This is a genomic window from Pedobacter rhizosphaerae, from assembly GCF_900111155.1.
Classification (GTDB): Bacteria; Bacteroidota; Bacteroidia; order Sphingobacteriales; family Sphingobacteriaceae; genus Pedobacter; species Pedobacter rhizosphaerae.
Genome location: NZ_FOGG01000019.1, coordinates 98,931 through 111,426 on the forward strand (window position 1 = coordinate 98,931; position 12,496 = coordinate 111,426).

Annotated in this window: 7 protein-coding genes and 1 pseudogene; 7 read left to right on the forward strand and 1 reads right to left on the reverse strand. The window is 36.6% G+C overall.

All coding sequences use genetic code 11. The features are described 5' to 3' along the window. The first annotated feature begins 117 nt into the window (after positions 1–117). From BMX11_RS15670 to BMX11_RS15695, 5 genes are all read left to right on the forward strand, one after another. Positions 118–3,723, forward strand: a complete 3,606-nt coding sequence (locus BMX11_RS15670) for a SusC/RagA family TonB-linked outer membrane protein (RefSeq protein WP_245738686.1) — start codon at positions 118–120, stop codon at positions 3,721–3,723. Between the two features lie 4 nt (positions 3,724–3,727). Further along, complete coding sequence (locus tag BMX11_RS15675) at positions 3,728–5,158, forward strand: RagB/SusD family nutrient uptake outer membrane protein (RefSeq protein ID WP_090885918.1); 1,431 nt, start codon at positions 3,728–3,730, stop codon at positions 5,156–5,158. A 1-nt stretch (position 5,159) separates the two neighbouring features. Next, entirely contained in the window at positions 5,160–7,613 is a 2,454-nt protein-coding gene (locus tag BMX11_RS15680; RefSeq protein ID WP_090885920.1) for a zinc-dependent metalloprotease, read from the forward strand. After that, positions 7,610–8,146, forward strand: a complete 537-nt coding sequence (locus tag BMX11_RS15685; protein WP_090885921.1) for a DUF3347 domain-containing protein — start codon at positions 7,610–7,612, stop codon at positions 8,144–8,146. Before BMX11_RS15680 ends, BMX11_RS15685 begins: the two co-directional genes overlap by 4 nt. Before the next feature lie 622 nt (positions 8,147–8,768). Then, complete coding sequence (locus tag BMX11_RS15695) at positions 8,769–10,742, forward strand: glycoside hydrolase family 97 protein (RefSeq protein ID WP_217643851.1); 1,974 nt, start codon at positions 8,769–8,771, stop codon at positions 10,740–10,742. Between the two features lie 332 nt (positions 10,743–11,074). Here BMX11_RS15695 and BMX11_RS15700 read toward each other — a convergent pair whose 3' ends face one another. Next, the gene (locus BMX11_RS15700) at positions 11,075–11,458 is read right to left on the reverse strand and encodes a winged helix-turn-helix transcriptional regulator (protein WP_090885925.1); all 384 of its coding nucleotides are present in this window, start codon (positions 11,456–11,458) and stop codon (positions 11,075–11,077) included. Positions 11,459–11,701: 243 nt separating this feature from the next. Here BMX11_RS15700 and BMX11_RS15705 point away from each other — a divergent pair, with 243 nt between their 5' ends. Together BMX11_RS15705 and BMX11_RS24905 are read left to right on the forward strand one after the other, a co-directional pair. Continuing rightward, on the forward strand, positions 11,702–12,124 hold the full coding sequence (locus BMX11_RS15705) for a DoxX family protein (RefSeq protein WP_090885927.1): 423 nt from the start codon (positions 11,702–11,704) through the stop codon (positions 12,122–12,124). A gap of 203 nt (positions 12,125–12,327) precedes the next feature. Further along, positions 12,328–12,496, forward strand: a pseudogene (locus BMX11_RS24905) (IS5/IS1182 family transposase); the annotation flags it as partial.

The window sequence follows — 12,496 nt, forward strand, 5'->3', positions numbered from 1 at the left end:
CTGCACTATTACAACCACCTTTATATTACCCAAAACAGGTATTTATTAATAAAATGTTTCAGCGAGATTGGTCACTTGAGCTATTTATCCAATTAATAACAAACTAAATTAAATTTTATGATAAATCACTACTGTCGCTTTGTCCGATCGGGATGCGGCTATTTATTGAACTGGTCGGCATTTTTATGTATAGTGATGCTGCTATCGTCAAATGTAAAGGCGCAGAATAATCTGTATAATTTTACGCAAGCACCACTTAGAACTGTTATCTCTCAAATATCAACCAATACATCTTACAGGTTTGTGTACGCTCCTGAGCTGCTAAAAGAGGCTAAACCAATAGATTTGAATTTAAATACTTCGGACATTCAAATACTAATGGATGCAGTAGCTAAGGGACAGAATTTTTCTTATGAAATTGCTAAGAACCAAACAATTTTATTAAGAGTATTATCAGAAAACCCTAAAGAATATATTCTTCATGGAATAGTTAAAGATAGTGTAGGCGGACCACTACCCGGAGCGACTGTAAAGATTAAGGACACCAACAAATATACCATAACAGATGGTAATGGGCACTTCAGTCTAAATTTAACAAGTCAATACAATACACTGGAAATTAGCTACATGGGTTATTTTACTGCTACTCAAAAATTTGATAGATATGCGGCATTAAAAATTGTTACTGTTAGCCTTAAAGCAAATTCGTCTTTACTGGCAGAGGTAGTGGTAAATGGATTCCAAAGCATAACCCGAGGAGGTACAACTGGAGCAGTAACTATAATTGATGAAAAAAAACTTAATGAAAATATTAATATAGATATTTTAAGTGCGTTGGAAGGCCGAGTGGCTGGATTGGTTTATAATAAAAATCCATTTGGCTTGGGAGCAGATCAACCTGTGTTGAGAGGGCAGGCCACTTTTTCATTAGTGGGTGGAAATGCTCCATTGGTTGTGCTCGACGGTTTGCCAACTGAAACACCATTAGATGAAATTAATCCTTACGATATTGAATCGGTTACTGTTTTAAAAGATGGAGGTGCGGCTTCTATTTATGGCTCACGATCGGCAAATGGCGTAATCGTTTTAACTACTAAAAAAGGTAGTACACCTTTAAAAATATCATTAAATACAGATTTTTTTATTGATACCAAGCCAACTTTCGGAAGTATGCATTACGCATCAACTGCGGATATTGTAGATTTTGAAACAGATGTATATAACAAGGAAAGAGCTAGGTATGCCAATACCGAAACTATGTTTGCTGCTTATGGAACCGTAGCAAATGGAAACATCAAATATTATAGTCCGCTTTACCAGTTATTTCGTGATAGAGATGCAGGAAAGGTTACTACTGATCAATTTAATCAGCAGCTTACCAATTTTAAAAATGCAGATTATTACGAACAATATCGTGACAACGTGTGGCAAAATGCTTTCCGTCAACGTTACAACTTATCATTAAGTTCTGCGAGTCCGAAATCAAACAGCTTTGCTTCGATTAATTATGATCGTTCAGCAGAACGAGTAATAGGAAACAATAGTCAAAAGGTAACTTTATATTTTAAAAATACATACAACATAAAGAAGTGGTTATCTACCAATATTGGTTTTAATGGTGCTTATTCTACATCTACTTCAACTGATGGTAGTTACGATTCTTATACTGCCATATCGCCTCGTTATGCTTCTATCGTAAATCCTGATGGAAGTTTGGTTTATGCCAATTATGTGAATTTACAAGATGGTATTGCTGGTTCGCCTGTTAATGGAGCAGTAGCAGGTGCATTAATTAATACACCACAATATAAGTCATACCGTTTTAACATTTTGGAATCATTAAATGAAGGTTTAACTGAAGCCAACACCGTTTCCTTAAGGGCTTTTGCCAACATTCAGGCCAAAATTATGGATGGCTTGAATTTCTCCAGTCAGATCCAATATGAAATGGGAACAACCAAAAGTGAACAAATTTATGATGTAAACTCATATAAAATGAGAGCAGCCTACAATGCATTGGTAGCTTTTACTCCAGCTACAAATGTATATACTTTCGGTTTACCAACTGGCGGCAGAATTAGTCAGAATATGCAACAAAAAAAATCATATACTTTTAGAAATCAACTGAGTTATGATGAATCTTTTGACGGTGGTAAACATTCAATAGCAGCTATTGCAGGTACAGAAATGCGTCAAACTTTTTTACCTATCGGGATGACGGATATTAGATATGGCTATGATCCGGTAACATTAACATCCACGATTATTAATAATCAAACTGTAAGTCAAACTGGTTTGCCAAGTTATATTTTTGGCGGAAATAAAACCCTTGGTATTGCAGGTCGCTCGTTTCAGGAAACAAAACACAGAAACCTTTCATACTTCTCAAACGCCAGTTATACTTATTTAAGCCGATATAACGTATCAGGGAGTTTCAGGATAGATCAGGCTGATTTTTTTGGAGCAGATCCAGAATTTAAGTATAGACCATTATGGTCAGTTGGTTTTGGTTGGAATGCCAGTAACGAAAAATTTTTTGAATCTCTTAGATGGATTAATTTACTTAAACTAAGGGCTACTTATGGCGTTAACGGTAACCAAAATACTGAAACTACAAAATTCTTAACGGCCAGAAGAGTGAACGACAACCTATTCACATCGCTACAATATTTGAACATTACTGGACTACCAAATCCTAAATTGCGCTGGGAGAAGACAGAAACCTACAACTTAGGTTTAGATATGGCTTTCTTGGGTAACCGCTTAAGAGGTACAATTGATTTTTATGATCGTAAAAGTACTGATTTAATGGTAACTACCGATTTAGATCCAACTGTTGGGACAGCATCATTAGTGATTAATAATGGTATCTTAAGAAATAAAGGAATCGAATTTACAGTAAATGGCGACTGGCTTAAATCAGGCGATTTATCATTAAGTTCAACATTTGTATTGGGATTTAATAGAAGTAAAATTGGAAAAGTAAATCGGGCGCTTGCTACTGCAAGTTCTTACGTTACATCTCCACAGAATTATTATACTGAAGGAACGGATTACAATACCTTATATGCCTACCGCTATGGAGGAATGACAAATGGTTATCCTTACTTTTTAGATGAAAATGGAAAAGCAACCCTTGAGTTTGACGCAAGTGGAAATCCAATTGTAGCAAGTAGCCGTGGAATAAACAACTATGCTGCACTTGTAAGTATGGGGACTTTAATACCGACTTACAATGGCTCATTTTCGCAGCGTGTTTCTTATAAAAACTTTGAACTGAGTGCTTTATTGATTTTCTCTGGTGGTAACGTGATGCGGAAAGATGTTACGCCACTTGGCAGCAACGATATTTCGGATTTAGATATCACACAGCGCTATAAAAACGGGATTACGCCAGAATTACCAAGACTTCTTGTTGATTATTCAGAGGCAATGATTCCTAGAGCCCTTACCATTTCTTCCATGTGGCAAAATGCTGATATAAATGTATTGAAGGCTGATTACGTTAAACTGAGAAGTGTCTCTTTAGGCTATAATTTGCCTAAAGCTTTCATAAAGAAATTCAACATTCCTTCTGCAAAATTTACGGCACAAGTGAATAATTTATGGTATGCAAGTGCTGCTGGCGATGATATTGATCCTGAATCATATTCCCTAAATAGTGGAACCAGAACATTGCAAAATCCTAAATCATTTGTATTAGGCATTAACTTAACTTTTTAACATCATGAAAAAAAATATAGCAATCATTGCATCATTTTTAATCGCCATTGCGATTTCTGGATGTGAAAAATACACCGACTTAACACCACGAGGAGCCTTAGTAGTAGAAACCGCACAAGATTATTATGAACTGGTTTCTTATCCAAATAGGGGCTACCTGATTGCTAACTTCCAGTACCTTGTCGATGATATGTGGCTGAAAGAGTCGAATTTTATAGGGATTACCCCAAATATCAACACTGTACACTTCAGTTTTAATGAGAATATCGATCGGGTATCGATGGTAAATTCATCAAACTTCTACGATCGTGCTTATCTGTACATTAACCGCTGGAATACCATCATTTCATCAGTTGATGCGAGTAAAGGTGAACAGAACGTTAAAGATTTAGCCAAAGCTGAAGCAAAGGCATTTAGGGCATTCGACCATTTTTTATTGGTTAACGTTTATGCCAAAGCCTACAATCCGGCAACTGCAGCAACCGATGGTGGTATTTGCATTATGGATAAATATGATTTGGAAGCACAGCCAACTAAATCAACTGTTGCACAAGTTTATGATTTTATCCAAAAAGATATCGATGAGGCCATCCCTTTTTTACAGGTACAACCATTAGATCCATATCATCCATCATTGGCGTTTGCCTGGGCATTGAAAGCGAAAATCCATTTGTTTAAAAGAGAAATTGCAAAGGCTAAAGAAGCTTGCGAAAAATCACTTTCCTACAATAATCAAATTTTCGATTTAGTAAAATACACTACTACACAAGGTGGACCATCAGTTACACCAATCATTGCACCTAACAATCCTGAGGTTTTAAGTTATCAATATATTCAAGGTTATAACGAAACCAACTTTGGATATACCTGGTTAATCAGTCCTGAATTGAGAGCATTGTTTGGAACCAATGATGCCCGTTTCAATATGTTTTTCAATACCACAAGCGCAAGCTTTTTGGATATTGGCTCTGGCGCTGCATATTATAGTATCGCTTATACACGGTTTTTCTATCCAACGGTTGGTTTGAAAACTACAGAAGTTTACTTAATGCAGGCAGAATGTTTGGCTCGTCAAAATGATTTAGCAGGTGCAATCGCCATTGTTAATAAATTTCGCGAAAAACGTATCCTATCAGGAACCATTAATCTACCAGTTCCGGCAACCAGAAAAGAAATGATGGAGATCATCATTAATGAACGCAGAAAAGAGATGGTTTTAGGTTTTAACAGGTTTTTCGATTTGAAACGATTAAATACAGAAGCAGAATATGCAAAAACTGTGGTTCGAACTTATCCTTTGGTTAACAAAACTGTTCCGCAACAAACCTATACGCTATTACCTACATCACGCTTATATATCATTCCATTCCCGCTTGGCATATTAAAGAAAAATCTAAACCTTACATTAAATACCGACGAAAAACTTCCGTTGTAAGATGAATTTTAAACAAATTTTATTTCCGATTTCATTGGCGCTATCGTTGACAGCACTTGGTCAGAAGCCTGTTGCCACGCCAGATAGTGCCGCCCAAAAAGCACCATTGGATTACAATAAAGTAATTCCGGCAACTGCTATTAAGCAGGATGGACTTTTTAATGTTCGGCAAGTAGATCAAAAATGGTTTTTCGAAGTTCCGGATAGTTTATTGGGGCGTTATTTGTTAGCCGTAACCCGTTACATTAGTACGCCGCAAGGCTTTGGGAGTTTTGGTGGCGAAAAGGTAAATGAGCAAACGCTTTACTTTCAGAAGGGAAATAATAACAACCTTTTTTTAAAAGGGGTTATCTATCGCCAGGAAACCAAAAATACCGATGGGCCGATTTATCAAGCAGTAATGCAATCTCAGGAGAGTCCGATAGTGGCGAGTTTTGATATTAAGGCCAAAAATCCGATAACTGGCAATTATGTAATTGATGTTACCGATTTCTTTAAAAAAGATATCCCGGTGGTATCTATTTCCGCAGAGGAAAAAACATCGAAAAAGTTAAATAGCTTAGCCGATGATCGTTCATTTATCGAGCGTATTGCTTGTTATCCAATTAATGCAGAAATAAAAACCACTAAAACTTATGCCAGTTCAGGGCTTGGAATTCCTGCAGGTGCTTTAACCGGAGCGGTTACGCTAAGATTAAACACATCCATTATTTTATTGCCGAAGGTGCCAATGCGGAAAAGAATTTCTGATGAGCGTGTGGGCTATTTCAATAACAAATACATTCTGTTTGATGAAGATTACCAAAGAACGCAAACCAAGTATTTGGTGCAGCGATATCGCCTGGAACCTAAAAAGGAAGATATGGCTAAATATAACAGGGATATTCTGGTAGAACCGAAAAAGCAAATCGTTTATTACATTGATCCGGCAACGCCAAAAAAATGGCGTCCTTATCTCATTAAAGGAATAAACGATTGGCAAAAGGCATTTGAGCAAGCTGGATTCAAAAATGCAATTGTTGGTAAAGAATGGCCGCTGGCCGATACCACAATGAGTTTAGAAGACGCCCGTTTTTCCGTTATCAGGTATTATGCTTCAGAAACGCCTAATGCTTATGGACCACGAATCAGTGATCCACGCAGTGGGGAAATTATGGAAAGCCATGTAGGTTGGTATCACAATGTGATGAAATTGGTGCACAACTGGTATATGATTCAGGCTGGTCCATTGGATAAAAGGGCGCAGAAAATGCAGTTCGATGATGAGCTGATGGGGCAACTCATTCGTTTTGTTTCTTCACATGAACTTGGACATACCCTTGGTTTAAGGCACAATATGGGGGCAAGCAGCCAAACCCCTGTTGAAAAACTTCGCGATAAAGCCTGGGTGGAGAAAAACGGCCATACGGTTTCTATTATGGACTATGCCAGATTTAATTATGTGGCGCAGCCTGAAGATAATATTTCGCCTAAAGGAATTTATGCCAGAATCGGGGCTTACGACAAATGGGCAATTAACTGGGGGTACCGCTATTTTGATGGAGAAAAAGATGAATATGCAGAAGAGCAGCTGTTGAGTAAAATCACAACTGATACGTTAACCAAAAATCCAAGATTATGGTTTGGTGGGGAAGGAAAAGATGAAGATCCGAGGAGTCAATCTGAGGATTTAGGAGATGATGCAATTGCCGCAAGTGATTATGGAATCAAAAACCTGAAAAGGGTAGTGGCTCATTTAAATCAGTGGACTTATGAGCCTGGCGACCAGTATAATAATCTTGAAGAATTGCATAAGGAAGTGGTGAAGCAATATAGCCGTTATCTGTATCATGTAATGAAAAATATTGGCAATCGTTACGTAACCAAAAGAAGTGTAGATGAGAAAGGCATTGTTTATGCCGAAGTTCCAAAAAAGATAGTTAAAAGTGTCTTGAGTTATGCGGGGCGCCAGGTTTTCGAAGCACCGCTTTGGATGTATCCTGCAGAAATTGCAAAATATATCGATTTGAAACCGATGGAACAGATTTCTGATCAGCAATCGCAGGCACTCAATATTTTTTTAAGCGCTGGTATGCTGTATAATTTAAGCCAAAAAGCATTAGTCTCTTCTGATCCATATCCTGTTAGTGAATTTCTTGCCGATTTACAACCAACCGTATGGAAAAAGCCTTCACGTGATATTCAGCAAAATACTTATTTAAGAAGTTTACAGCGTTATTATCTGGAGAGGCTAAGCATTTTGATTAATCCAAAAGATGTGGCAGATGGAAAGGCGATGAGCCCTGCACAACGCAGTGATGTAAGATTGGAAGCTTTAGTCCATATCCAAGCCATTCGAAAAAAAGTTGAGGAGTTGATTCCTCAAACTTCGGGAATTGATCAGGTACATCTGAAAGATATGCTTGATAAAATTGAAGAAATCACAAAGAAAAAAAATGTAAATCCTTTAAAATGAAAAATTATATATTGCTTATGATAATGAGTTTAGTAGGTATTAGTTATTCCGCTGTTGCTCAATTCAACGCATCGGCACAAGAAGTGGCTACACCAGAATTGGCCAAGCAAAGAGAGGAACAAAAGAAAGTCATAGTTGTTGGCTATCTAAAAATTAAAAATAGTCTCGTGATTTCAGATTCAAAAAAAACAGCTACATCTGCTTCAGAATTTTCGGAGGCAATAGGTAAGTTTAAACTAAAAAAATTGACAGCTGACGAGATGAACGCGGCAGCATTGGCCCGTAGAATTATCAAGCAAATGGCTGATAGTATCGTGATTGCTCCATCTATTGGCCACCAAAGAAAACCCATGGAAGGATTATCACTCCAATTTTGGTCAATTATTGAAAAGGTAAAACCTGAAAATTTTACGCTATATCTTAATAAATGTCCTAAGATGGCAGGTACCTGGATAAGTGATGACAAGAAAATCGAAAACCCATATTCTCCAAAAGATATGCTTACCTGTGGGGAGGTAATTGATGAAAAGTAAAGTAGAAATTTTTAGTGATAGTTAGTGATTGATTGCTGCAGGATAACGGATGTTTCTTGCAGCTTTTTTCGATTAATGTCAACTTAGGTGGAAAATTTACGATCTCAATAAAAAGTCTAAAGTCTGTTTACATCAGTTCAGTTTTACTGAATGAAAAGCCCTACAAATGAGAACTATATCAGATGTTTAGATATTTTAAATGGAGATAAATTAGAATTTAATGTCTAAGACACACCTGATAAAACATGGATTACAAAAGCACAAAATCAACCCAAAGGAATAAATTAGGTTGAAGAAAAACTGAAACTTAGCGAAGACCAAATAGATAAAGCCAAATTCAAAGCTTTCCACGAATAGCTTGTTTTGTATTTAGTTCAACTGACGTTGATTTCCAGTTCTTAAATAAATCTCAACTTAGTTAAGCCTATACAACACTAGCAAAATAAAAAAAACAATACTGTCAAAAAATATAAATATCAATATATTTACCATAGCATGCTTTCGTAAATCTATAACAATACTGCTCTGGTAATCATTTCTAATCAAATTAATGCCCTTGAAAATTAATTGAAGAATTTCTGAATTCGATAAGTGTGCTATAACTATTAAATAAATTACCAACATGAACTCACTAATTTTTATGAAACCTTTAAAAATACTATCAATGATTAATATCAGCCTTTTTATTGTTTTAGTATTCCTATCCCCCATGATCTTGCAGGCGCAGTCCTATCAAGTAATCTCACCTAATCAAAATATTAAAATTTTGCTTTTAAAAGATTCCAATGTAAAATCTAACTGGTACTTGAAAGTTGATTATGTGGATGCAGGGCAGTCAATTAGTGTGATTCCCAAGATTAAGCTTGGTTTGATGGAGAGCAAACAGGATTATTCCAAAGATCTTGCGCTAATAGGTACTGATAAGGAGGTTAAAATTGTTGAACGTTACCTAGCAGTACATGGAAAGCGCAGCAATTGTTCAAATGAAGCAATGGAGCAAACTTTTCACCTGAAAAATGTTCGTGGGAAAAAAATAGATTTCGTAGTTAGGGCTTATAATGATGGGGTGGCGTTCCGTTATGTTCTCTACGGGAAGAAAGGTGAAAAGATAACAATGGAGCGGGAGTTAACAAGCTTTGAGGTCCCTAATTCGAGTGAGCGTTTCTTACAACAGTTTGTTAGAAGCTATGAAGGGCCTTATCCAGTTCAAACGAGGGATTTTAAAAAAGGTGAGTGGGGATATCCTGCACTATTTAAGATGGGAAATGAAAAGAATAATTGCTGGATGCTACTAAGCGAAGCTGGGGTTTATAGTAATTACTGCGCCACAAAACTTTCTAATTTGCAAGATGCAAACATATATAAACTAACTTACCCTGCTCCAACTGATGGAAATTCTACTGGAATGGTTAATCCTTCATCGAGTTTACCATGGAAATCACCTTGGAGAGTGGCAGTGATTGGACAGTTAGCAAACTTAGTAGAATCAACTTTAATAAATGACGTAAGTGAGCCCTCAAAAATTAAAGATGAAAGCTGGATAATACCCGGATCTAGTTCATGGATATATTGGGCAAATAACCATGGAACCATGGATTACAAAAAAGTTAATCAATACACTGATTTGGCAGCGAGTATGGGCTGGAAATATACGCTCTTCGATTGGGAATGGGATGTTATGTCTAATGGGGGGAATGTTCAAGATGCTGCTAGATACGCAAATAGCAAAGGCATAAAGCCATTGTTATGGTATAATTCTGGAGGTCCGCATAATGATGTTACTGCTACGCCAAGAGACCGTATGCTCACAAGAGAAAGCAGGGCAAAAGAATTTTCGTGGTTAAACAAAATTGGGATTTATGGAGTTAAAATCGATTTTTTTCTCAGTGATAAGCAGGATATTATAAAATACTACTTAGATATTTTGGAGGACGCTGCAAAGTATAAATTGATGGTAAACTTTCACGGTTCAACTGTACCAAGGGGTTGGAGCCGTACCTATCCTAATTTGATGAGTATGGAGGCAGTTTATGGTGCCGAACAGTATAATAACGGCCCAGAAATGACTACGCTTGCCCCACAACTTAATACAACACTTCCTTATACACGTAATATTATAGGTTCAATGGACTACACACCGGTAACTTTTACAAATTCTCAGCACCAACATAGCACCTCTTATGCTCATGAGCTTGCACTTTCGGTAGTATTTGAATCAGCTTTTCAACATATGGCAGACAGACCTGAAGGCTTTTTGGAACTTACCAGTGTGGTAAAGGATTTTTTAAGAAATATTCCTGCAGGTTGGGATGATACTAAGTTCGTCGATGGCTATCCAGGGAAACTCGCAGTGCTGGCCAGGCGAAGTGGAAAAAAATGGTATTTGGGGGGAATTAATGGTGAAAGCAAATCGAAAAAACAACAAGTCAAATTATCTTTCTTGGAAAAGGGTAAAATATACAAAGCAACCATTATCCAAGACGGAGATTATGATACTGCTTTTTCCATTAGCGAAAGAACGATTTCCCAAATGGATATACTATCAGTTGATCTTTTGCCTAGAGGAGGTTTTGCTGTGTTTTTTGAAGAGCAGTAAGCTAAATAGTTGGGGATTTCACTTATCTAGTTCACTGTCATCTTTTATTAATGATCAAGCTAATATAGTCCGATAATATCGAAAGCTAAGATTATTGAATGCTGAAAACAGCCAGATTTGGATATAGCATTTTTGAAGAGCTACAAATTACATTATCTATCGGCTCATAATTATTGTTTGTCTTAACGTATAATCAAGCAGGCCTATTTTGTAAAATAGGCCTGCTTTTGTCATGTGATTTTATTTCTAATTCTTCACTAACTTGTAGAGCGGTAATACAGAAAGAATGATGCTAAGCCTTTATCTTTTGTAAGCAAAATTTCATAGAATACCTAAGAGAATTGGCCTTTTGTTGTTGACTTCCGAGACAATAAATCCCTATAACCAATTCCCCATTTTACCATTTCATCAATCATGGGTGCCAATGCTTTCCCGTATTCAGAGATTTCATATTCTACAGTAACTGGCTTAGTATCTAAAACTGTTCGCGTAAGCAGTTGATTAACCTCCATATCTTGAAGCTCTTTTGCTAACATTTTTGAGCCAATTCCGTGTATTTCACGTTGAAGATCCATGAAGCGCATTTTCCCGCCAACAATGATTGTACCTAAGATATTTAACTTCCATTTGCCTGAAAGAATTTCCATAGCATCTCTGATTGCATTTAATCTAGTCTGGCAAATTTGGTTATTGTTAAGCTGTGGTTGCTTTTTCATCTGGTTTATTACGAGCAAAATATATGCGCCTAAATTAGATATATATCACTTACTTTCCAATAGGAAACCAGTTTCCAATCTGAAATCCGTGCAAACATTAGATTACGATTACAATAAATTTGTAGTGTAAAGTTTAGTGGTATATGCAAATGTGTTTGACGGTCATCTAGCTAGAATATTATTGGCTAAGAAGTTCTGAAAATACGCATGCAGGTTAATTCTATAGAAATTAAATAAATAAATATGAGTAATAATGCAAAATTAGTAAATGTTGATCTGGGTATCTTAGTTCTGCGCATTTCGGTGGGTGCGTTAATGCTTTTCCATGGTATAGCGAAAATAATCAATGGACATGGGGCTGTAAAGGGCATTTTAACACAGAAAGGATGGCTGGATTTTTTATGGCTCGGTGTTCCACTTACAGAGATAATTGCCCCAATATTAATAATCCTTGGAGTTTTGACCCGTGTTTCTGGATTAGGGATTGTTTTGGTAATGATCTGCACTTTATTCCTTGCATTTGGGTGGTCCGCATTTGCTATCGGCGAGTATGGAGGATTGGTAGCTGAATTGAATCTATTATATTTAGGGGGTGGTTTGGCATTGCTCTTTACTGGTGGAGGAAAGTATAGTGTTTACAAATTTAAAAATGAATTGTTAAATTGATTTTCCAAATCTTCGAATAAAGATTTGATCACAAATTGCTTATCCAAAATTCAGGAATTGATATTCTTATGCACTTATTAAGAAATGAGGCTGTCTCAAAAAGGCAGTCTCTTTTTTTGTGGAAAAAAAATTAATTTTTCATCTTTTTAAATTTGGCTTATTTGTCTGTATTTCAGATATTTAAGTATAAATAATTGAAATTTATGCCAGTCCAGAAACCAGTTTTCAAGCCCTATTATCAGAACCAGATCATGGCTATTCCGCCCACTCTGGATGAACTTGTGGCAAAAGGCCATCCTGTTCGCATTGTGAACGATGTCATTAACCGAATCAATATCCAGGGGCTGTTGGATGCTTATAAGATTAAGGGCA